Raw genomic sequence first — 25,069 nt, 5'->3', positions numbered from 1 at the left:
ATGACGGGCAGGCCGCGGCGAGGGCCGGTCCGGGTGGCCGGCACCCGGGCGCAGCCCCGGCGGACCAGCGCGCAGGCCGCGGGCGGTGCGGGGCGCGGTACCCCGCACCGCACCTACTCGGCCACCGGGATCCGCCGTGCCAACGGCAAGGCGGCCAACGGCAGTACCCGCAGCCGGTTCGCCTCCGTGCGGATCATCCTGGTCGTGCTGCTGTCCATCGCCGGGCTGCAGCTGGTGAAGGTGCAGGCCTTCGACGCCGAGACGCTCTCGGCCAGCGCCGAACGCCAGCGCACCACGCCGATCGACATCCCCGCGCAACGCGGGTCCATCATGGACCGCAACGGCACCAAGCTGGCGTTCAGCGTGGAGAACCGCACGCTGTCGGTGAACCTGCGGCTGATGCGCAAGTCCTGGGCCGAGTACGCCCAGAAGTACCCGGAGAAGGGGCAGAACTTCGAAACCCGCTCCGCCGCGGCCGCGAAGTTCATCGCCGAGAAGCTGCCGGACAAGACCGACGAGCAGGAACTGCTGGCCAAGTTCCGCAAGCCGGACGACTTCACCTTCCTGGTCGACGACGTGGAGCCCTCGATCGCCGCGGAGATCACCGACGGCGACAACTTCCCGGAGATCAGCGAGGAGACGCGCGCCAAGCGCGAGTACCCGGGCGGCACGCTGGCGGCCAACGTGGTCGGCGTGGCGAAGTGGCAGATGGAGGACTCCGACGTCTCCAAGCACAACCTGCACGGCCTGGCCGGGCTGGAGGCCACCTGGGACAACGAGCTGGCCGGGACCCCCGGCCGCCGCCTGGTGGACACCGAGCAGGGCGGCGACGTGGTCATCCCGGGCACCGAGCGCGACCTGCAGCCGGCGACCGCGGGCTCGGACCTGGAGCTGACCCTCGACGCGGACCTGCAGTACGACCTGCAGAGCAAGTTGTCCGACTACGTGGCCAAGAGCCGGGCCAAGGGCGGCAGCGCGGTGATCATGGACGCGAAGACCGGTGAGGTCTACGCGCTGGCCAACGACCGCACCTTCGACCCGAACGACCTGGCCAAGGCGACCCCGGACCAGATGAACAACCGGGCGGTCACCACGCCGTTCGAGCCGGGCTCGGTGAACAAGGTGGTCACCGCGGTGGCCGCGCTGGAGCACGGCATCGCCACCCCGGAGTCGGTGCTGTCGGTGCCCGGCGCGCTGCGCGTGGCCGACCACACCGTCCGCGACGCCTGGACGCACGGCACGCAGAACTTCACCACCACCGGGATCTTCGCCAAGTCGTCGAACGTGGGCACGCTGTTGCTGGCGCAGAAGCTCGGCGAGGAGCCCTTCGCCGACATGCTCAAGAAGTTCGGCCTCGGCCAGCGCACCGGCATCGGCCTGCCCGGTGAGAGCCCCGGTTCGGTGCCGCCGCGCAACCAGTGGTCCGGCACCACCTTCGGGAACCTGCCGATCGGCCAGGGCCTGTCGATGACCGTGGTGCAGATGGCCGGGATGTACCAGGCGATCGCCAACGGCGGCCTGCGCGTGGAGCCGAGGGTGGTGCGCGCCAAGATCAACCCGGACGGCACCCGGGTCGAGCAGCCCGCGCCGAAGACCACCCAGGTGACCACGCCGGAGACGGCGAAGACCGTGCTGGACATGCTGCGCGCGACCACGCAGAAGGGGAAGAACCAGAACTCCGGCACCGCGCCCCAGGCGGCGCTGGCGGGCTACCAGATCTCCGGCAAGACCGGCACCGGCCAGCAGATCGACCCGCGGACCAACGCCTACAGCGATTCGCTGTACAACATCACCTTCGCCGGGGTGCTGCCCGCGGACAACCCGCGGTTCGTGGTCGGCATCCACCTCGACGCGCCCGACACCACGCTGCCCGCCGGGCACTCGGCCGGGCCGCTGTTCCACGACGTCGCCTCCTACCTGGCGCAGCGCTACCAGCTGCCGCTCTCGGACGGCGCGGCTCCGGTGGTCCCGCTCGTGCTGAGCTGATCCCGGTACGGTCGTCCGGAAAGACATTGTGGGCAATGGGCTTGTGGGCGATGGGAAGGACCGGGGATGACTCCAGCCGGGGTGGATCGGGCGCGGGCGCTGCTGTCGGCGGCGCAACTGGCCGACGGGCACAACGACCTGCCGTGGGCGCTGCGGAACCTGGCGGGGCCGGATCCCCGGGAGGCGGTGGCCGCGATCGACCTGCTCCAGCGGCAGGACCGGCTGCACACCGATCTGCCGCGCCTGCGTGAGGGCAAGGTCGGCCTGCAGTTCTGGTCGGTGTTCGTGCCGTGCGACTTCACCGGGGACAGCGCGGTGACCGCGGTGCTGGAGCAGATCGAGGTGGTCTACCAGCTGCTCGAGCGCTACCCCGACCAGCTCGCGCTGGCGCGCACCGCCGACGAGGCCGAAGCCGCGTTCCGCGACGGCCGGGTCGCCTCGATGCTCGGCGCCGAGGGCGGCCACAGCATCGCCGAATCCCTGGGGGTGCTGCGGATCCTGCGTCGCCTCGGGGTGCGGTACATGACGCTGACGCACAACTCGAACACGCCGTGGGCGGACTCGGCCACCGACGAGCCGGTGCACGACGGGCTGACCGGCTTCGGCCGTGACGTGGTGCGCGAGATGAACCGGATCGGCATGCTCGTCGACCTCTCGCACGTCGCACCGAGCACCATGCGGGACGCCCTCGACGTGACCACCGCGCCGGTGGTGTTCACGCACTCCTCGTGCCGCGCGGTCAACGACCACCCGCGCAACGTGCCGGACGACGTGCTCGCCCGGCTCGCCGGCAACGGCGGGGTCTGCATGGTCACCTTCGTGCCGAAGTTCGTCTCGGCCAAGGAATCCGTGGGCATCGAGGACGTGGTCGAGCACCTGGAGCACGCGCGCGAGGTGGCCGGGATCGACCACATCGGCGTCGGCGGGGACTACGACGGCGTCAAGTCGCTGCCCGCCGGGCTGGAGGACGTCTCGAAGTACCCGGTGCTGTTCGGGGCACTGCTCGATCGCGGCTGGAGCGAGGACGACCTCACGAAGCTCGCCGGGCGCAACGTGCTGCGGGTGCTGCGTGGCGCCGAGGACGTGGCGAAGGGCGCCGGCTACACCGATGCCTGAAACCTGGCTCGAACTGCCGGAGGGCACCGGTTTCGGCCTGGGGAACCTGCCGTACGGCGTGTTCTCCCGGCCGGGCCGGGACGGACGCCGGATCGGCGTGGCGATCGGCGACCACGTGCTCGACCTGACCGCGGCGGCCGGCGGCACGGCCTTCGCCGCGTTGCTGCGGGCCGGGGTCCTCAACCCGGTCATGGCGGCGGGACGGCCGGTGTGGCGGGAGGTCCGCGAGACGATCACCGGCTGGCTGACCGATGAAGCGCACCGCGAGCGGGTGACCGCGCACCTGGTGCCGCTGGCCGAAGTCGAGCTGCACCTGCCGTTCGAGGTCGCGGACTACGTCGACTTCTATTCGAGCGAGCAGCACGCGCTGAACGCGAACCGGATCTTCCGGCCCCAGGCGCGGGACGAGGTGCCGCGCAACTGGCGTTCGCTGCCGGTCGGCTACCACGGCCGCGCGGGCACGGTGGTGGTCTCGGGTACGCCGGTGCGCCGGCCGCACGGTCTGCGGCGCGACGGGGACGAGATCGCGTTCGGGCCGAGTGCCCGGCTCGACTTCGAGGCGGAGGTCGGTTTCGTCGTCGGCACGCCGTCGGAACTGGGCGAGCCGGTGGCGGTGGCCGACTACGCCGAGCACGTCTTCGGCGTGTGCCTGGTCAACGACTGGTCCGCGCGGGACATCCAGAGCTGGGAATCCACGCCACTGGGCCCTTTCCTGGGCAAGTCGTTCCTCACCTCGGTGTCGCCGTGGGTGGTTCCGCTGGACGCGCTGGCGCACGCCTCGGTGGTGCCGCCGCGGCAGGAACCCGAGCCGGTGGCGTACCTGCGGGAGCCGGGTCCAGGACTGGACCTGGCGCTCGAAGTGCGGCTGAACGGGCACCTGCTCAGCTCGCCGCCGTTCGCCACGCAGTACTGGACCGCGGCGCAGCAACTGGCGCACCTGACGGTCAACGGCGCGAGCCTGCGGACCGGTGACCTGTACGCGTCGGGCACGGTGAGCGGACCCGAGCGCGGGCAGTGGGGTTCACTGCTGGAGTTGTCGTGGAACGGGACCGAGCCGGTCGAGCTGGCCGGCGGCACCCGGACCTTCCTCGAAGACGGGGACGAAGTGACGATCACCGCGACCGCCCCGGGGCCGGACGGCACGCGACTCGGCTTCGGTGAGGTGACCGGCCGGGTGGGGCTCAGATGAGGCGGGCGGAGACCACGACCTCGTCGGTGTGGGTGCCGGCGCTGCGGTCGTAGGTGGCGGCGCAGGTGACCAGGCGCAGTTCCGGGCCGGTGCCCGGGGTTCCGGTGTAGTCCTCGGCGGTGGCCGGTTCGGCCTGTCGCGGCCGGTGTTCCACCCGGTAGACCTCGAACTGCGCGATCGAGCCGTCGGCGCGGCCGACGCGCACCACGTCGCCGCCGCGTACCTCGTGCAGCCGGTCGAACACGCCCTTGGTGAAGGCGTACACCGCGTGCCCGCTGATCAGGGACGGGCCGGTCTCGCCCGGCGCCGGGCCCGGGGTGTACCAGCCCGCGCGCTTGCCCTCGCCCGGCACCTCCATCGCGCCACGGGCGGTCTGCCCCAGTTCGGCGAGCGTGCCGGTAGCCAGGCCGATCGCCGGGATCTCCAGCGACACCGGTTTCGCCGGGGGCAGCGGGCGGTTCGACCGGGTGGCCGCCTCCCGCGGGGCCACCGCCAGCTCCCCGCCGGTCACCGGCACCGCCGTGCGCTGCGGGGTGACGACGAGTGTGACACCGGTCAGCGCGCCGGTGACCACCACGACCACGGCCGCGACCACCCCCGCCAGCCGGCCGGTGTCCCCGGTCCCGCGGCACCCCTCTTTCATGGTTCCTTGATCGCTGTTGACCACGGCGGGTGTTACCTCTCCGAGACCCACTGGACCCCTACATCACCCGGATGGGGTAGATTAAAAAGTTCTTTACTGGGGTTTGTCATCCGGATCAACGGGGAACAATGGGTTGCCGGTGGACGCGGCAGGAGGTTGTGCGTGGCGCAAGAGCTGGTCGGAGTACTGGACGTGGGGGCCTTCAGCGCGCGGTTGGTGCTGGTGGAACGCGGTGGATCGCCGGTGGAACCGGCACTGGTGCACAAGACGCGGCTCCGGCTGGATCGCGCGCTCGACGCCGACTGCCGGTTGAGCCAGAGCGGCATCGAATCCATCACCGAAGCGGTGCGCAAGGCGAACCGCGTCGCGGCCGAGCACGGCGCGCAGGCGGTCTTCCCGTTCGCGACCTCGTCGGTGCGGGACGCCGCGAACGCGCGGCAGGTGGTCGCGAAGGTCGCCAGGGCGACCGGCACCGAACTGCGCTTCCTGTCCGGCCGCCGCGAGGCGGAGCTGTCCTTCGTCGCCGCCCGCCGGTGGTACGGCGCGTCGGCGGGGCCACTGGTGGTGCTGGACGTCGGCGGTGGCACGGTCGAGATCGCCGCGGGTGCCGGTGAAGTGGCCACCTTCGCACGCTCGCTCAAACTCGGCGCCCGTGAGATGACCCGCGCGTGGCTGAGCAACGAGCAGGCGTCGGCCAAGCGCGTGGACGCGTTGCGCGCCCACACCCTGGAGCGCGTGCGTGAGGCGCTCGACGGCACCGGCGACCTGATCGGGGGCTCTCGGGCTATCGGCTGCTCGAAGGTGCTGCGCCAGCTGGCCCGCCTCGCCGGGGCGAGACCCCAGCGGGACGGCGACTTCGCCTCCCGCACCCTGCACGTCGACGATCTGCGCCGCTGGATCCCGCGGCTGGCGAAGCTGCCCGCGGACCGGCGTGCCGAACTCCCCGGTATTTCGCGGTGCCGTTCCCGTCAGGCCCTGGCCGGCGCGATCGTGGCCGAGGCACTGCTGACCGTCTGCGGTGAACAGGTGGACGTGTGCCCGTGGTCGACGACCGAGGGCCTGCTGCTGACCATGCTGGACGGCGAGGCCGCCGGAGCCCTGCGCGTCGCTTAGCCGTGACCCGGCTGGGGTACCCCGCGTCAATGGTCACCCACGTGAGCCGAGACGCCTATCTCGGCACCTACCTCAACGACCACCTCGCCGGCGCGACCGGTGGTGTGAACCTGAGCCGCCGCCTGGCCGCCGCCGAGCGCGACACCGACTACGGTCCCGACCTGCGCCGGGTGGCTGCCGAGATCGCCGAGGACCGGCGCAGCCTGCTCGCGGTCATGACCCGGCTCGACGTGGTGCTGGCCCGGCACAAGGCCGCGCTGGCCTGGGCGGCCGAGAAGGCCGGGCGCCTGAAGTTCAACGGCAAGCTGTTCCGCCGGTCCCCGCTGAGCCGGGTGGTGGAACTGGAGGCCGTGCGCCTCGGCGTCGAGGGCAAGGCCGCGTGCTGGCGCGCGTTGCGCCACCGCGCGGTCGGCGACTCCCGGCTCGACGTCACCGTGCTGGACCGGTTGCTGGAGCGGGCCGGGGAGCAGAGCGAAACCGTGGAACGCCTGCGGGTGCGCGCCACCACGGAAGCCTTCGGCTGAGCCGGTTGTCAACCCGGCCGTTCGCGGGTACCCCGGGAGTATGCGTGAACAACAACGCCGCTCCGGCGCCGACGACGACGAGGACCAGCCGCTGTCGGCGGAGGTGCCCAGGACGCCCCAGCACCCCGACCTCGACCCGCAGCAGACCAAGGATGTCGACATCGACAACCTGCCGAACAGCGAGGACATCACCACGCCGGACAAGCCGGAAACGCCGCCCACCGGGGAAAAACCCGAACCGCCGGACTAATCTTTCCGCCGCCGCCGGGCCGGGGCTCGGCCCGGCGGCTGGGAGGGTGCGGGCAGTGACGGCGCTTCCGGGATCGGCATCTCCGTCACCGATTCGCCGACGGTCACCTTCTCGCCGTGGTGCCGGATGTCCAGGTCCTCGCCGCTGATCAGCCGGTACTTCGCCGCCTCGGCGGTGATTTCGACGGAGAAGTGGCTGCCGAGGAAGATCAGCCGGAACGACACCCGGTCCAGGCCGCGGGGCAGGCGGGGCGCGAACGACAGGCTGCCGTCGTGGTCCCGCATGCCGCCGAGCCCGGCCACGGTGGCCAGCCACGCCCCGGCCAGCGACGCCATGTGCAGCCCGTTGCGCACGTTGTTGTGCACGTCGTGCAGGTCGGTGAAGGCCGCTTCGGCGAGGTAGTCGTAGGCCAGGTCCAGGTGCCCGACCTCGGCGGCCAGCACCGCCTGCGTACCGGCCGAGAGCGAGGAGTCCCGCACGGTCCGTTCCTCGTAGTAGGCGAAGTTGCGCGCCTTCTGCTCCGGGGTGAACGCGTCACCGCGCAGGTGCATGGCCAGCACCAGGTCGGCCTGCTTGATCACCTGCTTGCGGTAGAGGTCGAAGTACGGGTAGTTCAGCAGCAGCGGGTAGTCCTCCGCCGGGGTGTTCTCGAAGTCCCAGTCCACGTGCTGGGTGAAGCGCTCCGCCTGCGGGTGCACCTCGAGCAGGTCGTCGTAGGGAATGACCATCTCGTCCGCGGCCCGCCGCCACTCGGCGATCTCGTCGGCGTCGACCTCGAAGGACTCGGCGATGTCGGGGTGCCGTTCGCAGGATTCCGCGGCCTCGCGCAGGTTCCGTTGCGCCATCAGGTTGGTGTAGACGTTGTTGTCCGCGATGGCCGAGTACTCGTCGGGCCCGGTCACGCCGTCGATCCGGAAGCCGCCGTGCCTGCCGTGGTGCCCGAGCGAAATCCACAACCGGGCCGTTTCGAGCAGGATTTCGGTGCCGTACTGCCGTTCGAAGTCCTGGTCGGCGGTCGCGGCCACGTAGCGGGCGACCGCGTCGGCGATGTCCGCGCTGACGTGGAAGGCCGCGGTGCCTGCCGGCCAGTACGCCGAGCACTCGGCGCCGTTGATCGACCGCCACGGGAAGGCCGCGCCACGCAGGCCCAGTTGTGCCGCCCGCTCCCGCGCTTTGTCCAAAGTGGTGTGACGCCAGCGCAGCGCGTCGCGCGCGGCTTCCGGCATGGTGTAGGTGAGCACCTGCAACACGAAGGATTCGGTGTCCCAGAAGGCATGGCCGTCGTAGCCGGGACCGGTCAAACCCTTGCCGGGGATGGCGCGGCTCTCGCCGCGGGCCCCGGCCTGCAGCACGTGGAACAACGCGAACCGCACGGCCTGCTGGAGTTCCGGGTCACCGTCGATCTGCACGTCGGCGGATTCCCAGAACTCGTCGAGGAACTGCCGCTGCTCGGCGAGCAGTCCTTCCCAGCCGGTCTGCAGCGCGCCGTCGAGCGCGGCCTCCACCTGTGCGCGCAGCGCCGGTGCCGAGCGCTGCGCCGACCAGCCGTAGCCGACGTACTTGATCAGCGTCAGCTTTTCGCCCTGGGGCACGTCGACCGCGGCGGTCAGCCGGGCCAGGTCGGCTTCGGAGTCGATGCGGGTCCGCAGCCCGTCGGTGGTCTCCAGGCGGTGGTCCATCGCCGCGGCCATGCGCAGCCCGGACTCGCGGGTGCGGTGCACCAGCACCGCGCGGTAGTCCTCGGCCATGGCGAACTCGCCGACCAGCGGTGAATCCAGTGCCGCCGCCACGCGGGGGTCGCCGGTGCCGGACTCGATCGGCTCGTTGGCCAGCAGGTCGGACTGCACCACCAACTGGATCTCACCGTCCAGCGGTTCCACCTCGTACCGGAGGGCCACCACCGCGCGCTGGGTGAACGAGACCAGCCGCTCGGTGCGCACCCGGACCCGGCGCCCGGTCGGGGAGGACCACTCGGTGGTCCGGCGCAGCGTGCCGGACCGGAAGTCGAGCACGCGCTCGTGCGCGGTCGCCTGGCCATAACGCATGTCCAGCGGCTCGTCCTCGACCAGCAACCGGATGATCTTGCCGTCGGTCACGTTGACCACGGTCTGCCCGTCTTCGGGGTAGCCGTACCCCGCCTCGGCGTAGGGCAGCTGGTACGACTCGTAGAACCCGTTCAGGTAGGTGCCCGGCAATCCGCGCGGTTCACCTTCCTCGAGCGTGCCACGCAGGCCGATGTGCCCGTTGGACAACGCGAAGGTGGATTCCGTGCGCTGCAACTGTTCGACGTCCAAGCCGACCCAGCGCAGTTCCCACGACGACCGGTCGCTCTTTTCGTACCCGTGAGTCACTCAGCCCTCCAGAAGTTCCGCGAGATCGTCCACCACCACGTTGGCGCCCGCGGCACGCAGCTGGTCTGCCTGGTCTTCGCGGTTCACCCCCACCACGTAACCGAATCCGCCCGCCTTGCCTGCCTGCACCCCGGAAAGGGCGTCCTCGAAGACGGCGGTCGCGGCCGGTTCGGAGTCCAGTGCGCGGGCGCCTGCCAGGAACGAATCCGGCGCGGGCTTGCCGCGCAGCTTCCGCTGCACGATCTCGATACCGTCGATCCGCGCCTGCACGAACTTGGTCAGATCGCCGCCGTCGAGCACCTTCGCGCCGTTGGCCGACGAGGTGACCACGCCGATCTTCAGCCCGGCGTCACGGGCGGCTTCGAGGTAGCGCACCGAGCCGGGGTACGGGTTCACCCCCTGCTCGTCGATGATCGCCAGCACGAGTTCGTTCTTGCGGTTCCCCACGCCGTGCACGGTTTCGCGGTCCGGCGGATCGCCGGGTTCGCCCTCGGGCAGGACGATCTCGCGTGCCGCCAGGAACTGCCGCACCCCGTCGAACCGCGGCCGTCCGTCCACGTGATCGGCGTAGTCGCGATCGGTGAACGGGCGGAAGCCGTCGCCGTCGCGAGCCCGCAGGAACTCGTCGAAGGTCTGCTTCCACGCTTGCTTGTGCAGTGCGGCGGTGCCGGTGAGCACGCCGTCCAGGTCGAACAGGCAGGTGGTGATCCCATCGGGCAAACCAAGCATGTCCGAACCGTACCGGCGGTCGGCCGTCGCCGCCGTGCAGTGTTCGTCCCGGCTCGTCCGATTCGCCTTATCTTCCCCGGGCGGCGAGGAAGCGATCGGCTCCCGCTCGCAGGTCGACGATGGGCGGCGGGTAGTTCCCGGCGCCCCCGCGCTTCCACGGCTCGTGCACCGCCGGACCTTCGATCCCGGCGAGTTCGGGCACGTACCGGCGCACGTAGTCGCCCCGCGGGTCGTACCGCTTCGCCTGCAGGAGCGGGTTGAGCACCCGGTTCGGGCGCGTGTCGGTGCCGGTTCCCGCCACCCACTGCCAGTTGAGCTGGTTGTTGGCCATGTCGGCGTCGACCAGGTGCGCCAGGAAGTGCCGCGCGCCTGCCCGCCAGTCCAGGTACAGCGTTTTGGTCAGGAAGCTGCCCACGATCAGCCGCGCGCGGTTGTGCATCCAGCCTTCGCGCAGCAACTGCCGCATCCCGGCGTCGACGATCGGGATCCCGGTGCGTCCGTCGCACCAGGCGTCGAGGTCCGGGGCGGACCGGCGCCAGCGGTCACCGCGGGCGCGGTAGTCGGCGTGCGTGCAGTCCGGCCGCGCGGCGAGCACCTGGTGGTGGAAGTCCCGCCAGGCCAGTTGCCGGACGAAGGCCTCGGCACCGGCCGACCGGCCCGCGCGGTGCACCAGTTCGTTGGCCGACACCGAGCCGAAGTGCAGGTGCGGGGACAGCCGCGAGGTCCCGCCCGCGGCCAGGTCGTCCTGCAGGCGCGGGTAGTCGTCCACCTGGCCGTCGAGCCAGTCGCCGAACAGTTCGCGGCCCGCGCGCTCACCGCCGTCCGGCAGGTCCGGCGCGGTCTGCCCGGCGCAGATCTCCTGCGCCGACGGCACTTTCCCGGCGCGGACCCGGGCGGGCGAGAGCTTCGGCGGCTCGAGCACCGAACGCCGGTCGGTCTCCGACCAGCGCCGGAGGTACGGGGTGAACACGGCGAAGTGGTTCTTGCCGCCGGTGGGTGTCACCGCGCCCGGCGCGAGCACCGTGGTCACCGCGTCGTGCACGACCAGGCGGTCGCCCAGTTCGTCCCGCAGCGCGTCCTCGCGCCGGTGCGCGAACGCGCTGACGTCGGCGGCGACGTGCACCTCGTCGGCCTCGAACTCGCGCACCGTGGCGACCACGTCACCGCGGCGGACCACCAGGCGGGCGCCCAGGCCCGCCAGCCCGGCGTCCAGGTCGCGCAGGCAGTCCGCGAGGAAGGCGGCCCGGTTCGGCGTTCCGGTGATCCGCTCGTCCAGCACGAACAGCGGGATCACCCGGCCCGCCTTCGCGGCCGCGGTCAGCACGGGGTTGTCGTGGACGCGGAGGTCCCGGGTGAACAACGCGATCGCGACGGTCAAAAGTGTTCCCTTCGGTGTTCCTGGTCCACCCCGACCGGCGAGCTCCGGCCGTCGCGGACGTGCGGGCCGAGCTGGTCGGCGGACACCCACAGCGGCGTCTCGCCGGTCACGCGTACAGCCTGCGGGGGCGGTGCCCGGCTCGCAGCGCGAAGACGCCCCGGCGGGTGATGCCCGCCGGGGCGTCGTTCCTGCCGCGGGGTCAGCCCCCGTTGCGCTCCTTCGTGGCGCGGGCCGAGCGGGTGCAGACCTCGCCCACGTCCACCGTCTGCCCGCGATCGGCGAACACGTCGGTCAGCCCGACGATCTTGCCGCGCGGCGAGGTGCAGGTGAGCGTGTACGCCTCCTTGGGCCCGTAGGTGGTCGGCAGCGGCGAGGCGAACTCGACGCGCGCGGTCCAGTCGTCCGGCGCGGCCGGGTCCACCTGGTCGTAGTTGACGAACACGGCGAGGTAGTCACCGGCAGGCGGGTCGAACATCACCGCCCGCTCCTGCCTGGTGCTGCCGTTCGCCGACTGGGTGACCAGCTTGCCGGTCGAGTCGAACACGTAGACGTCCCAGTCGGTGGCCGTGCTGGCCCAGTCCACGGCCACGGTCAGCCTGCCGTTGTCCACCGCGGGCAGCCCGTCGACGTGGAACGGCACGCTTTCCACGTTGACGTCGTCGTTCGGGTAGTCGGTGTTCTCCGCCGGAACGCCCGCCGGGTTGGCCAGCGGGATCCCGGCCTGCGCCGGGCCCTGCGGGTCGCGGCCGTAGCGACCGGCCACGTACGGGCGGGTGGACGGGTTGACCGACCAGGCGAACCGGCCGCCGGTGGTGGTCAGCTTCGAATCCAGCTTGTCGGTCACGTAGATCGGTGCGCCGGTCGAGCCGTCCGGGTTCTGCACCGCCGAGGTCGGCGTCTGGAAGGTCTTGTGCAGCTTCAGTTCGTAGCCCTTGGGTGCCGAGCCGATCAGCGTGGAGTGCGCCGCCGGGTCGGCCGCGTTGGCGAGCATGTCGATGAACGCCTGGCGGTTGCCGCCCTTGCCCGCGCCCGCCGCCGGGGCGATCCCGGCGTACTCGGCGATCACGCCGTCGGCGAACGGCGGGTGGAACTCGTTCGGGCCGATCTCGAAGGTGAAGCCCCAGCCGCCGGTGGCCCAGTACGACCAGTCCTCGGTGGACCCGGTGGTGTCGTAGAGCGCCCACGACGGCTGGTTGGTGTACCCGTTGCGGGAAGCCATCTTCGCGCCGAGCGCGGCGTAGGCGGGCTCGTCCAGCGGCGGCCACACGTCGGCCACGCCGGGCACCCGCAGCACCAGGTTCGAGTAGGTGTGCAGGGTGATCAGGTTGGTCACCTGCCGCGAGGACACGATCGAGCGGATGTTGCGGGTCTCCGGCTCGGAGAACGGGCCGGAACCGCGGAAGGTGTCGTCGCTCCACGCCGTCGCCGCGCCGGGGCCGCCCCAGAACCCGGCGTAGTTGCGGTTCGGGTCGGTGCCGCGCAGCCTGCCCGCCGGGTTCGCCTTGCAGACCCCGGTGGCGTACTGCGGCGGCGAGTCGGCGGCGTTGCAGTTCTTGCGCTTCATCTCGTAGTCGAAGAGGGTGAAGTCCCCGCGCGGCTCGGCTTCGCGGGAGATGGAGAAGCCGTCGGGGTTGACGATCGGCACCACGATGTTGCGGGTGCGCCCCACCAGGTTCTTCAGCTCGGCGTTGTTCGTCCGGTAGCCCTTGACCAGGTCGTGCAGCCACTCCATGGCGTGCTCGCCGGCCGGCCACTCACGGGCGTGGTGCACGCCCATGGTGAAGTTCACCGGCTTGCCGTCGGCGGGGTTCGAGACGTTCGTGGCGACCTCGGCGGCGACCACGTCACGGCCTTCGATGGTGGCCTCGGGCAGCGCGAACGCACGCACCAGGTTCGGGTTGGCGCGCGCGAGTTCCTTGACCTCGAACTCGTAGTCGTAGAGGTGGCGGTACGCGGTGCGCCCGGACGGCAGCACCGACGGCGGCGCCTTGGCCGCGAACTCGGCGTCGGTCTTGGCGTTCTGCACCGACTTCGCCGACAGGTCGGGGATGACCACAGTGGACTGGAGCCCGCTGGCGGCCAGCTTGCCGCGGTCCTCGGCACCGGCCAGCACCACCTCGACACCGGTGGCGTCGGCCTTCTCGGTGACGTCCAGGCCGAGGTCGAGCAGCCGGTCCTTGTCCGCCTTGGCCGGGGTGTGCACGCGGACCAGTTCGGCCTTCTCCGGTGCGGTGCCCTGCGGGGTCAGCGCCAGGAAGTCCACGCCGAGCACGGCGTTGCGCGCCGGCCCGTTGTAGCGGCACGCCTGCACGACGAGCTGCTGGCCCTGCTTCACGAAGCTCTCGGCCAGTTCGCGGGTGCGCAGCCCGGCGGAAGCGGCGACCACCTTGCCGGTGGCCTTGTCGAACACGGCGAGGTCCCAGTCGCCTTCGCTGCCGCGCGAGGGCGAGAGCCGGGCCTGGACCAGACCATTCACCGAGGCGGTGACCTCACGGCGGTCCGCGCCCGGCGTGTTCTTCGGCAACGGCGCGGCGAAACACGAGCGCGCGACCGATTTGTCCGCTCGCACCACGTTGTCGGCGGCGGTCGCGGTGGTGGCCGAAGCCAGCCCGCCCGCGAGCGCGACGGCCAGCGCCCCCGCGGTGACCGTACGCCGAAGTCTGAGTCGTTCCGGTGAATTGCCCACTGCCAGGCCCTCCCAGAAATTTGTTGCCCCACAGGGGATTCGCCCCGCCGGGTGCACCGGATGAGGACTGTAGACGGTCGGCGGGGGTTAGGCGATGGGCCGAAAGTCGGTCACTCCGGTGGCCGTACACGGCGCCCGCGCACGGCTTCCGCGCCACCGAGGCGGTGGAGAATTTCCGTCAGCAGCGCGCGTGCGTCCGCGACCCGGCCGGCACCCCACTCCGCTTCCAGTTCGGACTCCAGTGCGGCGCGGTGCCGTCGCGCCGATTCGATCGAGTCGCGGCCGAAGCCGGTCAGTTCGAGCAGGCGCGCCCGGCCGTCACCCGGCGCGGGCTTCCTGGTGAGCACGCCCCGGCGAACCAGGTCGGCCACCGCCTTGGACGCCGCCTGCTGCGTGACGCCCATGCGCGTGGCCAGCGCGGAGACGGTCAGCGGCCCGGCGAGCACGTGCTGCACCACGAACCCGTCGTTGAACCGCAGTTCGCCGAAGCCGTCGCCGCCCATCCGCCGCTGCACCTCGCCGGTCATCGCCCAGCCGGCGAACAACGCGATCAGGGACAGCTCGGTCCGGCTCGGCTCTATCGGGGGCTCGCTCATGCCGCTAAAGTACACAACCATGGTTGTGGAAACGGCGGTGCCCCCGGTCGAAGTGCTCGACGAATTCGTGCGCGTGGCCCACCGGGTGGTCTGGTGCTCGATGGCCACCGTCGACCGGCTTGGCAGGCCGCGGTCACGCGTGGTGCACCCGTACTGGGAACGGGTGGGTGATTCGCTCACCGGCTGGGTGACCACGCGCCCGACTCCGCTGAAGCGCGCTCACCTGGCGTGCACGCCGTACGTGTCGTGTTCGTACTGGGATCCGCGGCAGGAGGTGGCCGTCGCGGAGTGCGACGCGGAATACGCGGACTCCCCGGATGACCGGCGGCACGTGTGGGACCTCTTCGGCGCCGCCGAGCCGCCGCTGGGCTTCGACCTGCGGATACTCGGGGTCGACGACCCGCTGGACGCACGGTTCACCGTGCTGCGACTGCGTCCTTGGCGCCTGCGAACGGCCGAGTCGGCCTGGCGCCGCGGGTCGGCCATCCGGCCGATGGCCACCGGGCCGAAGGGCTGATCCAGTGATGGCCGTCACCCCATAGTGTGACCCCCGTCAGCAAATCGTCGTCTACGGGGAGATCACGTAAATGCTTCACAGGACAGGGGCGCTGGTGGCCGGACTGGCCGCCGCGGGCGCGGTACTGGCACCGGGGATCGCCGCGGCGGCCGGTGGGCCGACGCCGTTCATCATCGGCGGGCGCGACGCCACCGAGGACTACTCGTTCATGGTCTCGCTGCAGCAGGGTGGCAACCACTTCTGCGGTGGCTCGCTGATCAGCGCGGACTGGGTGGTGACCGCGGCGCACTGCGTCCAGGGGGCGCCGCCGGAGGAGGTCACCACCAGGGTCGGGACGCGGGAACACGGCAGCGGCGGCACCGAAACCGGGGTCAGCCGGATCATCGTGCACCCGGACTACGCCGGGATGAACCCGCCGGGCGGGGACATCGCGCTGCTGCAGCTGGACAAGCCGGTGACCGAGACGCCGATCGGAATCGCCGGCGCCGCCGGTGACGCGGGCACGGCGACGCGGATCCTCGGCTGGGGCGAGCACTGCGTCGAGGAGGACTGCGGGGCGCCGGAGATCCTCCAGGAGCTGGACACCAAGGTCATGCCGGACACGGACTGCAGCAACTTCGTCGCGGGCAAGGAGATCTGCACCGGGACCGACACGCCGAACGCCATGGGCTGCTACGGCGACTCGGGCGGGCCGCAGATCAAGGGCAGGCCGGGGGAGTGGGAACTGATCGGGGCCACCAGCCGCGACGGTGACGAGGACCCGAAGTGCGCCAGCGGCCTCGGCGTGTGGACCGATGTCACCGTCTACCAGGACTGGATCGCCGAACAACAAGCGAGCTAGCACCGGCACCGCCGCCGCGACTCCAGCGACTCCAGCCAGCCGATTCGGTAGGGCCAATGCTATGAGTGGGGCATTACTAGCATTCAACGCAAGTAATGCCCCACTCATAGCATTCAGCTGCGGTCACTCCTCCAGGTCGCCTTCCAGTTGGAGGTAGACCTCGCGCATGCGGGCCAGCAGGTCCGGGTCCGGTTCGGCCCACAGGCCCCGGTCGGCGGCCTCGTTCAGCCGCTCGATGATGCCCCGCAGCGCCCACGGGTTCGCCTTGCTCAGGAACTCCTGGTTCTCCTTGTCCAGCACGTAGGACTCGGAGAGCTTCTCGTACATCCAGTCCTGCACCACGCCCGCGGTCGCGTCGAAGCCGAACAGGTAGTCCACGGTGGCCGCCAGCTCGAAGGCGCCCTTGTACCCGTGCCGCCGCATCGCGCTCAGCCAGCGCGGGTTGACCACCCGGGCGCGGAACACACGCGCGGTCTCTTCGCTGAGCGTCCGGGTCCGCACCGCGTCCGGGGTGGTGCTGTCGCCCACATAGGACACCGGCGCCTTCCCGGTCAGCGCGCGCACGGTGGCGATCATGCCGCCGTGGTACTGGAAGTAGTCGTCCGAGTCGGCGATGTCGTGCTCGCGGGTGTCGGTGTTCTTCGCCGCCACGGTGATCCGCCGGTACGCGGTCTCCATGTCCGGCCGGGCCGGGGCACCGTCGAGGTCGCGGCCGTAGGCGTAACCACCCCACACCGCGTAGACCTCGGCGAGGTCGGCGTCGTCGCGCCAGTTGCCCGAGTCCATCAGCGGCAGCAATCCGGCCCCGTAGGAACCCGGTTTCGAGCCGAAGATGCGGGTGGTCGCGCGGCGTTCGTCGCCGTGCTCGGCCAGGTCCGCGCGAGCGTGCGCGCGCACGAAGTTCTCCGACTCCGGCTCGTCCAGCCCGGCCACCAGGCGGACGGCGTCGTCGAGCAGTTCGATCACGTGCGGGAAGGCGTCGCGGAAGAAACCGCTGATCCGGACCGTCACGTCGATGCGCGGGCGGCCCAGTTCGGCCAGCGGGATCGCCTCGATCCCGGTCACCCGCCGCGAAGCCTCGTCCCACACCGGCTGGACGCCCAGCAGCGCCAGCACTTCCGCGGCGTCGTCACCGGAGGTGCGCATCGCCGCGGTGCCCCACACCGACAACCCGACCGACGGTGGCCATTCGCCGGTGTCCTCGCGGTAGCGCCGCAGCAGCGAATCCGCCAGTGCCTGCCCGGTTTCCCAGGCGAGCCTGCTCGGGATCGCCTTCGGGTCCACGGTGTAGAAGTTGCGGCCGGTGGGCAGCACGTTGATCAGCCCGCGCAACGGGGAACCGCTCGGCCCGGCCGCGATGTACCCGCCGTCCAGCGCGTGCAGCACCGCGTCGATCTCCGCGGTGGTCCCGGCCAGGCGCGGAACGATCTCGTCGGCGGCGAAGGTCAGTACCTTGTGGACGGTCTCGTCCGGCGCGCCGAGCACGTCGGTGCACACCGCGCCGACCGCCTCCGGTGCCCAGTCCCGCTCCTCCATCGCGACCACGAGCTTGCGCGCTGTCGCTTCGATGGCGTCCACTTCGGACATCGGCGCGTCGCTGTTCTCCTTGAGCCCCAAGGCGGACCGCAGGCCGGGCACGGCACCGTGCTGACCGCCGAAGATCTGCTGGGCCCGCAGCATGGCGAGCACCAGGTTCACCCTGGCCTCACCTTCCGGCGCCTCGCCGAGGATGTGCAGGCCGTCGCGGATCTGCGCGTCCTTGACCTCGCACAGCCAGCCGTCGATGTGCAGCAGGAAGTCGTCGAACTCCGCGTCGTGCGGGCGTTCCTCCACGCCGAGGTCGTGGTCGAGCTTGGCCGCCTGGATCAGCGTCCAGATCTGCGCGCGGATCGCGGGCAGCTTCGCCGGGTCCATCGCGGCGATGTTCGCGTGCTCGTCGAGCAGTTGCTCCAGCCGCGCCATGTCGCCGTAGCTCTCGGCACGGGCCATCGGCGGCACGAGGTGGTCGACGATGGTCGCGTGCGCGCGCCGCTTGGCCTGCGCGCCCTCACCGGGATCGTTGATCAGGAACGGGTAGATCAGCGGGAGGCTGCCCAGCACCGCGTCCGGCCCGCACGACGCGCTCAGCCCCGCCGTCTTGCCCGGCAGCCACTCCAGCGAGCCGTGCTTGCCGAGGTGGACCGCGGCGTGCGCGCCGAAGTCCTCCTCCAGCCAGCGGTAGGCAGCCAGGTAGTGGTGGCTCGGCGGCAGGTCCGGGTTGTGGTAGATGGCCACCGGGTTCTCGCCGAACCCGCGCGGCGGCTGGATCATCAGCAGCACGTTGCCCGCCTGGATCGACGCCAGCACGATGTCGCCGTTGTCCACGTACAGCTCACCCGGCGGCGGGCCCCAGTGCTCCTCCATGTCCGCGCGCAGGTCCTCGGGCAGCGCGTCGAACCATTCGCGGTAGCGCGCCGCCGGTACGCGGATCGGGTTGCCGGACAGTTGTTCCTGCGTCAGCCACTCCGGGTCCTGGCCGCCCGCGGCGATGAGCGCGTGGATGAGGGCGTCACCGTCGGGTTGGTCGGTGCCGGTCGGGTCGAGTCCGGGCAGGCCGTCGCCGAGGTCGTAGCCCTGCTCACGCATGGCGCGCAGCAGCTTGACCGCGCTGGCCGGGGTGTCCAGCCCGACCGCGTTGCCCACCCGGGAGTGCTTGGTCGGGTAGGCGGACAGCACCAGCGCGATCCGGCGTTCGGCGGGCGGGATGTAGCGCAGCCGCGCGTGCCCCAGCGCGATCTTCGCGACCCGTGAAGCGCGTTCGACGTCCGGCACGTAGCGGGGCAGACCGTCGCTGTCGGTCTCCTTGAAGGAGAACGGCACGGTGATCAGCCTGCCGTCGAACTCCGGCACCGCGACCTGCGAAGCCGCGTCGATCGGGGAGAGGCCCTCGTCGTTGCCCGACCAGGTCTCGTGGTCGTTGGTCAGGCAGAGCGCCTGCAGGATCGGGATGTCCAGCGCGGCGAACTCGGCCACGTCCCAGGCCTCGTCGTCCCCGCCCGCGCCCGCTTCGGCCGGCTTGGTGCCGCCCGCGGCCAGCACGGTGACCAGCAGCGCGTCCGCCTTGGTCAGCTCCGCCATCATCTCCGGTTCACGGGAGCGCAGCGTGGCGCAGTAGATCGGCAGCGGCCGCCCGCCCGCGTCCTCGACCGCGCCGGCCAGCGCGTGCACGAACGCGGTGTTCCCGCTGAGCTGGTGGGCGCGGTAGTACAGGATCGCCACCACCGGGCCGTCGGTGTTCCGCTGCTCGCGCTCCAGCACCCCCCACGCCGGCTGCTCCACCGGCGGTTCGAAACCGTGGCCGGTGAGCAGCAGCGTGTCCGACAGGAAGCGGTGCAGCTGCTCGAGGTTCGCCGGGCCGCCCTGCGCGAGGTAGGCGTGCGCCTCGGCGGCGATCCCGGCGGGCACGGTGGACAGCCGCATCAATTCCGCGTCCGGCGCCTGCTCCCCGCCGAGCACCACCACGTGCGCCCCGCCGGCGCGGACCTGGGCCAGCCCCTCGGGCCAGGTCCGCTCGTTGCCGAGGATGCGCACCACGACCACCGGCACCCCGTCGAGCAGTGACGGCAGCTCGGCGAGGTCCAGCCGGGCCGGGTTGGCCAGCCGGTACTCGGCGCCGGACGCCCTGGCGCTGAGCAGATCGGTGTCCGAAGTGGACAGGAGCAGGATCATGACGCGGCCGCCTCCGTAGTGTGGATCGGCTTCTCACTCTCCGGGCCCGCGCCCGGCCGCGTCAAGGTGATCTAGGCGCTAGGCCGAGCGCTCCGAGTCACCGATGCGGGGGAACGGGGCGGTCGAGAAGATCACCTCGACCGCCACCTCGAAGTACTCCGCGATCTTCAGCGCCAGGTAGAGGCTGGGGCTGTACTCGCCGCGCTCCAGGTAACCGATCGTCTGGTAGTGCACGCCGAGCGCCTCGGACAGCTGCCGCCGCGAAATCCCCCGTTCGGCCCGGAGCACGGCGATCCGGTTGTAGATCGCCTCGCTCATCGGACTTCACCGCTCATGGCCCCACCCGCTGCATCGCCCGTTCCCGGCGGGCCGCCACTGCCGAACCCGACTCACGGCGGGCCATCCTACGCAACAAGATCGGCGCCAGCACGAGTCCGGCCGCCGACCACACCCCGAGCACGCCGATGGTCTCCAGGTGCCGCCACGATTCGCCGATCTCGGTGACCACCAGCGCGTCCGGCAGCATCGCCGAGCGCATCCCGAGGCCGAGCCAGTACATCGGGAAGACCTGCGCGATCCACTGCACCCATTCGGGCAGCGCCGAGATCGGGTAGAAGATGCCCGAGATCGCCGCCAGCGCCATGAACGGCAGCATGACCAGGCCCATGTTGCGCGGGTTCGCGGTCAGCGAGCCGATCGCCGCGCCCAGCGGCATGGTGGCGGCCATGCCCAGCACGAGCACCGCGACGAAACCGGCCCAGGCACCCAGGCCACCCCCGAACAGCCCGTCGAACAGGAGCAACGCGGGCACCAGGATCACCAGCAGGCTGACCACCACGGTGGCCGACAGCATGGTGATCTTGCCGATCAGGTAGCCGAGCATGCCGTGCGGCGTCGCCTTCGCGCGCAGCAGCGTGCCGTCCTCGCGGTCGACCATCAGCTGTCCGGCCACGCCGATCATGCCGCCGAAGACCACCTGCATGCCGAGCACCCCGGGGACCGCGGCGCTGCCGAGCGAGAACTCCGTGCCGGGCACGGTGGCGCCGCGCATGAAGATCATCACGACCAGCAGGATGAGCATCGGGATGACCGTGCCCGCCAGGTCTTCCGCGCTGGTCATCGTGTTGCGCAGTTCGATCCGTCCTCTGGCGAGGCCGGCGCGGACGGCGTTGGTGATCGGGTTCATGCCTGCTCCCCGGTGAACTCTCGGACGGCGTCGGTGGCCTGGCCAGCCTCGGCCTGGCGCACCAGCGTCATGTAGGTGTCCTCCAGCGACGCCCGGCGCACTTCCAGGTCGCCGATCCCGTCGCCGTACTGCTTGAACAGCTCGTGCACGAACTTGGTGGACTCGGTGGTCAGGTGCACGAACCGCTGGCCGTCGCGGGTCCAGCGGATCTCCGCCTCGCCGCTGATCAGCCGGGACAGCTCGTCGGCCGAGCCGTCGGCGATGATCCGGCCGTCGGCCAGGATCAGGATGCGGTCGGCCAGCTTCTCGGCCTCGTCCAGGTCGTGCGTGGTGAGCAGGATCGTGGTCTCGTCGTCGTCGGCGAGCCGGTGCACCAGGTCGTGGAACTCGCGCCGGGCCTCCGGGTCGAACCCGGCGGTCGGCTCGTCGAGGAACAGCAGTTCCGGCTTGCCCACGATGCCGATCGCCACGTCCAGACGACGGCGCTGCCCGCCGGAGAGCCGCCCGATCCGCTTGCCCGCGTGCTCGGTCAGCCCGACCGTCTCGATCAGCTGGTCGGTGTCCCACGGCCGGCTGATCTGGTCGGTGCCGAACGGCGCGTAGTACCGGCCGAGGTGCGCGAGCAGGTCCCGCACGCGGAAGCGGCCGTGGTCACGCCACGACTGCAGTACCACGCCGAGCCGGGCACGCCAGGCTTCGTTGCCGTGTGCCGGGTCCACGCCCAGCACGGACGCCGAGCCCCCGGACCGCATCCGGAAGCCCTCCAGGATCTCGATGGTCGTCGTCTTGCCCGCTCCGTTCGGCCCCAGCAGTGCCACGACCTCGCCGCGGGAGGCGGTGAAGTCCACCCCCTTGAGCACGTCCTTGCTGCCGTACCGCATCCGCAGGTCGCGGACCTCCAGCACGTGGCCACTCGCGCTGCCCGGTCCCGGCGCGCGGGTGATCGGTTCGCCCACCCTCGTCATAGACCTTCACCACCCCATCTAATGTCTAGTGCGGATGATAGTACACATACTACATCCCTTACAGTGGCGACCGTGACCGTGGTGAACGCGAAAACCCGTCAGCGAGCCGACGCCTGTCCCGGGGTGTTCGCCACGCACGACGCGGCGGACGGGGCGCTGGCCAGGGTGCGGCTGCCCGGTGGCCGGGTCACCGCCGCCCAGTTGCGGGACCTGGCCTCCTGCGCGGAGGACCTCGGCGACGGCGAACTCCACCTGACTTCGCGGGGCAACCTGCAACTGCGGGGCCTCGACCGGGACGATCCACGGCTGGCGCGCCGGCTCGCGGACGCCGGGCTGTTGCCGCGGTTCAGCCATGAACGGGTGCGCAACTACCTCGCTTCGCCGGTGCCGGAGGTGGACGACCTGGTCGCCGCGCTGGATGAGGCCGTGTGCGCGGAACCGGAACTCGCCGCGCTGCCGGGCCGCTTCCTCTTCGCGATCGACAGCGGGCGCGGGGATGTGGCCGGTGAACGCGCCGATGTCACCTGGTGCGACGGGGCTTTCCTGATCGATGGCACGGACACCGGGGTGCGCGTGGAGCGTGCACGAGCGGTTGCCGCGCTGGTCACCGCCGCGTTGGCGTTCGTGGCCTCACGCGGGGACGCGTGGCGGCTGCGTGAATCGGCCGACGCACGCGACGCGGTGCTCGCCGCTGTCCGTCCACTGGGGACGGTCGTCACGCCGGTCGCGCCGCCCCGGTCCGGTCCGCCTCCGGTCGGCGGCCGGGTGGTCGCGCCCTGGTTCGGCTGCCTTTCCGGCGCGCAGGCCCGCGCCCTGGCCGCGCTGGCGCCGGGCGTGGTGGTCACCCCGTGGCGGTCGATCGTGCTGCCCTCAGCGCACCCTTCGCTCGCTGAGGCGGGGTTCTTCGTCGACCCGGCGACCCCGGGCGTGGCGCTGAGCGCGTGCATCGGTTCGCCCGGGTGCGCCAAGTCCCACGCGGACGTGCGCGCCGACGCGAGCCGGGTGGCCGCCGCGCTGCCGGTGAGTCTCCGGGCACATTTTTCGGGGTGCGAACGACGCTGTGGTAGACCCCGGGGCGATCATGTCGACGTGGTGGCCACCGCCGGTGGGTACCTCGTGGACGGGCAGGGTTTCTCGTCGGTGGACGAGTGGCGGGAAGGACGCGAGTGATCGACTACATCCGGGACGGGGCGGAGATCTACCGCCACTCCTTCGCCACCATCCGGGCGGAGGCCGATCTGGCCGTGCTGCCCGAGGACCTCTCGACGGTGGCGGTGCGGATGATCCACGCCTGCGGCATGGTCGACCTGGTCGAGGACCTGCGCTACACCCTGGACGTGGTGGAGTCGGGCCGGGCCGCGCTCCGGGGCGGCGCCCCGGTGCTCTGCGACGCCACCATGATCGCCAGTGGCATCACCCGCGGGCGCCTGCCCGCGGCCAACGAAGTGCTGTGCACGCTGTCCGACCCGGCGGTGCCCGGGCTGGCCGAGCGGATGGGCACCACCCGGTCGGCCGCCGCGCTGGAACTGTGGCGCGACAAGCTGCCCGGTTCGGTGGTGGCCATCGGGAACGCGCCGACGGCGTTGTTCCGGCTGCTCGAACTGCTCGACGAGGGTGTGGGCGCCCCCGCCGCGATCATCGGTGTGCCGGTGGGTTTCGTCGGCGCGGTCGAGTCGAAGGAGGCGCTGGCCGAGCGGGCGCCGGCGCCGTACCTGGTGGTGCGCGGGCGGCGGGGCGGCAGCGCCATGGCCGTGGCCGCGGTGAACGCGATCGCGAGTGAGACCGAATGAGCGGCGTGCTCTACGGGGTCGGACTGGGCCCCGGTGATCCGGAACTGGTCACCATCAAGGCCGCGCGCCTGATCGCCGAAGCCGACGTGATCGCCTACCACAGCGCACGGCACGGGCGCAGCATCGCGCGTTCGGTCGCCGAGCCGTACCTGCGGGAAGGGCAGCTGGAGGAGGCGCTGGTCTACCCGGTGACCACCGAGACCACCGACCACCCCGGCGGGTACGACGGCGCGATCGCCGAGTTCTACGAGCTGAGCGCCAAGCGGCTCGCCGAGCACCTCGACGCCGGGCGGAGCGTGGTCGTGCTGTGCGAGGGCGACCCGTTCTTCTACGGCTCCTACATGTACATGCACGAGCGGCTCGCCGACCGGTACGAGGCGCACGTGGTGCCCGGGGTGACCTCGGTCAGCGGATCGGCCGCGGTGCTCGGATTGCCGTTGGTGCAGAAGGAAGAGGTGCTGACCGTGCTGCCGGGCACGCTGCCCGGCCCGCAGCTGGCGATGAAGCTCGCCGAGGCGGACGCGGCGGCGGTGCTCAAGCTCGGGCGGACCTTCACCACGGTCCGCGACGCGTTCGCGGAGGCGGGCAAGCTCGAGGACGCCTGGTACGTCGAACGCGCGACCTGGGGCACGCAACGCGTCGAGCGGCTGGCGGAGGTCGATCCGGAATCGGTGCCGTACTTCTCGCTGGCCCTGCTGCCGAGCCCGGCCTACGCCTCGCGGACCCGGGGCGCTGAGGAACCCGCCGCCGAGACCCCGTCCGGGGGTTCCGTGGTCGTGGTGGGTCTCGGTCCCGCCGGCCCGGACTGGCTCACCCCGGAAGCCGCCGCCGCGCTGGGCGAGGCGGACCACCTGGTGGGCTACGGCCCGTACCTGGCGCGGGTGCCGCAACGCGCCGGGCAGCAGCGGCACAGCTCGGGGAACCGGGTGGAGGCCGAGCGGGCGGTGGACGCGCTGGAACTGGCCCTGTCCGGAGCTTCGGTCGCCGTGGTCTCGTCGGGGGACCCGGGTGTCTTCGCGATGGCTTCGGCGGTCTTGGAGCAGGCGGCGGACCCGCGGTTCGCTTCGCTTTCCGTACGGGTGCTGCCGGGGGTGACCGCCGCACAGGCCGCGGCCGCCAGGGTGGGTGCGCCGCTGGGCCACGACTACTGCGTGCTTTCGCTGTCGGATCGGTTGAAGCCGTGGGAGATCATCGAACGACGGCTGGACGCGGTGGGTGCCGCGGACCTCGTGCTGGCGATCTACAACCCGGCTTCGCGGAGCCGGACCACGCAGCTGGCCGCGGCCGTCTCGATCCTGCTGCGCCACCGTTCCGCGGACACCCCGGTCGTGGTGGCCCGCGACGTCGGCGGCCCGGAGGAATCGGTGCGGGTGGTGACACTGGGCACGCTGGATCCGGCCGAAGTGGACATGCGCTGCCTGCTCATCGTGGGCTCGTCCCGGACCCGCGCCGCCGACGGCACCGTCTGGACGCCGCGCACCTACTGAGCCACATTCGTGAC

Annotated in this window: 21 protein-coding genes; 11 read left to right on the top strand and 10 right to left on the bottom strand. The window is 71.4% G+C overall.

Going from position 1 to position 25,069, the window contains the following annotated elements; genetic code table 11:
- The 3 genes from L3Q67_RS43015 to fahA all read left to right on the top strand — a co-directional run bounded on the left by L3Q67_RS43015 (position 1) and on the right by fahA (position 4,291).
- Entirely contained in the window at positions 1 to 1,986 is a 1,986-nt protein-coding gene (locus L3Q67_RS43015) for a peptidoglycan D,D-transpeptidase FtsI family protein (RefSeq protein WP_499187136.1), read from the top strand.
- A gap of 66 nt (positions 1,987 to 2,052) precedes the next feature.
- Positions 2,053 to 3,102, top strand: a complete 1,050-nt coding sequence (locus tag L3Q67_RS43010; RefSeq protein ID WP_499187135.1) for a dipeptidase — start codon at positions 2,053 to 2,055, stop codon at positions 3,100 to 3,102.
- Positions 3,095 to 4,291 (top strand): fumarylacetoacetase, encoded by a 1,197-nt coding sequence (fahA, locus tag L3Q67_RS43005; protein ID WP_499187134.1) that lies wholly within the window; start codon positions 3,095 to 3,097, stop codon positions 4,289 to 4,291. Before L3Q67_RS43010 ends, fahA begins: the two co-directional genes overlap by 8 nt.
- Here the strand turns inward: fahA and L3Q67_RS43000 are convergent.
- Complete coding sequence (locus tag L3Q67_RS43000; protein ID WP_499187133.1) at positions 4,284 to 4,934, bottom strand: class F sortase; 651 nt, start codon at positions 4,932 to 4,934, stop codon at positions 4,284 to 4,286. The two genes, fahA and L3Q67_RS43000, sit on opposite strands and share 8 nt — an antisense overlap.
- 162 nt (positions 4,935 to 5,096) lie before the next feature.
- Between L3Q67_RS43000 and L3Q67_RS42995 the strand changes: the two genes are divergently transcribed.
- Genes L3Q67_RS42995 through L3Q67_RS42985 form a run of 3 tightly spaced genes read left to right on the top strand, consistent with a single transcriptional unit; the run spans position 5,097 to position 6,821 of the window.
- Complete coding sequence (locus L3Q67_RS42995; RefSeq protein ID WP_499187132.1) at positions 5,097 to 6,047, top strand: Ppx/GppA phosphatase family protein; 951 nt, start codon at positions 5,097 to 5,099, stop codon at positions 6,045 to 6,047.
- 41 nt (positions 6,048 to 6,088) lie between these two features.
- Positions 6,089 to 6,571, top strand: coding sequence for a hypothetical protein (locus tag L3Q67_RS42990; protein ID WP_499187131.1), 483 nt, complete (start codon positions 6,089 to 6,091; stop codon positions 6,569 to 6,571).
- A gap of 40 nt (positions 6,572 to 6,611) precedes the next feature.
- On the top strand, positions 6,612 to 6,821 hold the full coding sequence (locus L3Q67_RS42985; protein WP_499187130.1) for a hypothetical protein: 210 nt from the start codon (positions 6,612 to 6,614) through the stop codon (positions 6,819 to 6,821).
- Here L3Q67_RS42985 and L3Q67_RS42980 read toward each other — a convergent pair.
- From L3Q67_RS42980 to L3Q67_RS42960, 5 genes are all read right to left on the bottom strand, one after another.
- Complete coding sequence (locus L3Q67_RS42980; RefSeq protein WP_499187129.1) at positions 6,818 to 9,172, bottom strand: glycoside hydrolase family 65 protein; 2,355 nt, start codon at positions 9,170 to 9,172, stop codon at positions 6,818 to 6,820. The genes L3Q67_RS42985 and L3Q67_RS42980 overlap by 4 nt on opposite strands.
- On the bottom strand, positions 9,173 to 9,901 hold the full coding sequence (locus L3Q67_RS42975) for an HAD family hydrolase (protein ID WP_499187128.1): 729 nt from the start codon (positions 9,899 to 9,901) through the stop codon (positions 9,173 to 9,175).
- 67 nt (positions 9,902 to 9,968) lie between these two features.
- Complete coding sequence (locus L3Q67_RS42970; RefSeq protein WP_499187127.1) at positions 9,969 to 11,279, bottom strand: cryptochrome/photolyase family protein; 1,311 nt, start codon at positions 11,277 to 11,279, stop codon at positions 9,969 to 9,971.
- 199 nt (positions 11,280 to 11,478) lie between these two features.
- Positions 11,479 to 13,965, bottom strand: a complete 2,487-nt coding sequence (locus L3Q67_RS42965; protein WP_499187126.1) for a M14 family zinc carboxypeptidase — start codon at positions 13,963 to 13,965, stop codon at positions 11,479 to 11,481.
- Positions 13,966 to 14,075: 110 nt separating this feature from the next.
- Positions 14,076 to 14,561 carry a MarR family winged helix-turn-helix transcriptional regulator gene (locus tag L3Q67_RS42960; protein WP_499187125.1) on the bottom strand — a complete coding sequence of 162 codons (486 nt, stop codon included), beginning with the start codon at positions 14,559 to 14,561 and terminating at the stop codon, positions 14,076 to 14,078.
- Between the two features lie 19 nt (positions 14,562 to 14,580).
- Between L3Q67_RS42960 and L3Q67_RS42955 the strand changes: the two genes are divergently transcribed.
- Both L3Q67_RS42955 and L3Q67_RS42950 read left to right on the top strand, forming a co-directional pair.
- On the top strand, positions 14,581 to 15,078 hold the full coding sequence (locus L3Q67_RS42955; protein WP_499187124.1) for a pyridoxamine 5'-phosphate oxidase family protein: 498 nt from the start codon (positions 14,581 to 14,583) through the stop codon (positions 15,076 to 15,078).
- Between the two features lie 70 nt (positions 15,079 to 15,148).
- Entirely contained in the window at positions 15,149 to 15,919 is a 771-nt protein-coding gene (locus tag L3Q67_RS42950; RefSeq protein ID WP_499187123.1) for a S1 family peptidase, read from the top strand.
- 123 nt (positions 15,920 to 16,042) lie between these two features.
- Here L3Q67_RS42950 and cobN read toward each other — a convergent pair whose 3' ends face one another.
- The 4 genes from cobN to L3Q67_RS42930 all read right to left on the bottom strand — a co-directional run bounded on the left by cobN (position 16,043) and on the right by L3Q67_RS42930 (position 21,694).
- Positions 16,043 to 19,627 carry a cobaltochelatase subunit CobN gene (gene cobN / locus L3Q67_RS42945; RefSeq protein WP_499187122.1) on the bottom strand — a complete coding sequence of 1,195 codons (3,585 nt, stop codon included), beginning with the start codon at positions 19,625 to 19,627 and terminating at the stop codon, positions 16,043 to 16,045.
- A 78-nt stretch (positions 19,628 to 19,705) separates the two neighbouring features.
- Entirely contained in the window at positions 19,706 to 19,945 is a 240-nt protein-coding gene (locus L3Q67_RS42940; protein WP_153034440.1) for a helix-turn-helix transcriptional regulator, read from the bottom strand.
- A gap of 13 nt (positions 19,946 to 19,958) precedes the next feature.
- On the bottom strand, positions 19,959 to 20,813 hold the full coding sequence (locus L3Q67_RS42935; protein ID WP_499187121.1) for an ABC transporter permease: 855 nt from the start codon (positions 20,811 to 20,813) through the stop codon (positions 19,959 to 19,961).
- The gene (locus L3Q67_RS42930; RefSeq protein ID WP_499191784.1) at positions 20,810 to 21,694 is read right to left on the bottom strand and encodes an ABC transporter ATP-binding protein; all 885 of its coding nucleotides are present in this window, start codon (positions 21,692 to 21,694) and stop codon (positions 20,810 to 20,812) included. The genes L3Q67_RS42935 and L3Q67_RS42930 overlap by 4 nt, the downstream gene beginning before the upstream one ends.
- Positions 21,695 to 21,859: 165 nt before the next feature.
- Between L3Q67_RS42930 and L3Q67_RS42925 the strand changes: the two genes are divergently transcribed.
- From L3Q67_RS42925 to L3Q67_RS42915, 3 genes are read left to right on the top strand one after another with little or no spacing between them, the layout of a single operon-like run.
- On the top strand, positions 21,860 to 22,948 hold the full coding sequence (locus tag L3Q67_RS42925) for a 4Fe-4S domain-containing protein (RefSeq protein ID WP_499191783.1): 1,089 nt from the start codon (positions 21,860 to 21,862) through the stop codon (positions 22,946 to 22,948).
- On the top strand, positions 22,945 to 23,568 hold the full coding sequence (locus L3Q67_RS42920) for a precorrin-8X methylmutase (protein WP_499187120.1): 624 nt from the start codon (positions 22,945 to 22,947) through the stop codon (positions 23,566 to 23,568). Before L3Q67_RS42925 ends, L3Q67_RS42920 begins: the two co-directional genes overlap by 4 nt.
- Positions 23,565 to 25,055, top strand: a complete 1,491-nt coding sequence (locus tag L3Q67_RS42915) for a bifunctional precorrin-2 C(20)-methyltransferase/precorrin-3B C(17)-methyltransferase (protein ID WP_499187119.1) — start codon at positions 23,565 to 23,567, stop codon at positions 25,053 to 25,055. Before L3Q67_RS42920 ends, L3Q67_RS42915 begins: the two co-directional genes overlap by 4 nt.
- Positions 25,056 to 25,069: the final 14 nt, after the last annotated feature.

This window comes from Saccharothrix sp. AJ9571, from assembly GCF_021725495.1.
GTDB classification, from domain to species: Bacteria; Actinomycetota; Actinomycetes; order Mycobacteriales; family Pseudonocardiaceae; genus Amycolatopsis; species Amycolatopsis magusensis.
The sequence above is the reverse complement of the archived record's forward strand: the minus strand, read 5'-3'. Positions and strand labels throughout refer to the sequence as shown.

Bases quoted from the DNA above. Each gene is read 5' to 3' on its own strand.
- L3Q67_RS43015 (WP_499187136.1), top strand. From the start codon at position 1: ATGACGGGCAGGCCGCGGCGAGGGCCGGTCCGGGTGGCCGGCACCCGG.
- L3Q67_RS43010 (WP_499187135.1), top strand. From the start codon at position 2,053: ATGACTCCAGCCGGGGTGGATCGGGCGCGGGCGCTGCTGTCGGCGGCG.
- fahA (WP_499187134.1), top strand. From the start codon at position 3,095: ATGCCTGAAACCTGGCTCGAACTGCCGGAGGGCACCGGTTTCGGCCTG.
- L3Q67_RS43000 (WP_499187133.1), bottom strand. From the start codon at position 4,934: ATGAAAGAGGGGTGCCGCGGGACCGGGGACACCGGCCGGCTGGCGGGG.
- L3Q67_RS42985 (WP_499187130.1), top strand. From the start codon at position 6,612: ATGCGTGAACAACAACGCCGCTCCGGCGCCGACGACGACGAGGACCAG.
- L3Q67_RS42975 (WP_499187128.1), bottom strand. From the start codon at position 9,901: ATGCTTGGTTTGCCCGATGGGATCACCACCTGCCTGTTCGACCTGGAC.
- L3Q67_RS42960 (WP_499187125.1), bottom strand. From the start codon at position 14,561: ATGAGCGAGCCCCCGATAGAGCCGAGCCGGACCGAGCTGTCCCTGATC.
- L3Q67_RS42955 (WP_499187124.1), top strand. From the start codon at position 14,581: ATGGTTGTGGAAACGGCGGTGCCCCCGGTCGAAGTGCTCGACGAATTC.
- L3Q67_RS42950 (WP_499187123.1), top strand. From the start codon at position 15,149: ATGCTTCACAGGACAGGGGCGCTGGTGGCCGGACTGGCCGCCGCGGGC.
- cobN (WP_499187122.1), bottom strand. From the start codon at position 19,627: ATGATCCTGCTCCTGTCCACTTCGGACACCGATCTGCTCAGCGCCAGG.
- L3Q67_RS42940 (WP_153034440.1), bottom strand. From the start codon at position 19,945: ATGAGCGAGGCGATCTACAACCGGATCGCCGTGCTCCGGGCCGAACGG.
- L3Q67_RS42935 (WP_499187121.1), bottom strand. From the start codon at position 20,813: ATGAACCCGATCACCAACGCCGTCCGCGCCGGCCTCGCCAGAGGACGG.
- L3Q67_RS42930 (WP_499191784.1), bottom strand. From the start codon at position 21,694: ATGCGGTACGGCAGCAAGGACGTGCTCAAGGGGGTGGACTTCACCGCC.
- L3Q67_RS42915 (WP_499187119.1), top strand. From the start codon at position 23,565: ATGAGCGGCGTGCTCTACGGGGTCGGACTGGGCCCCGGTGATCCGGAA.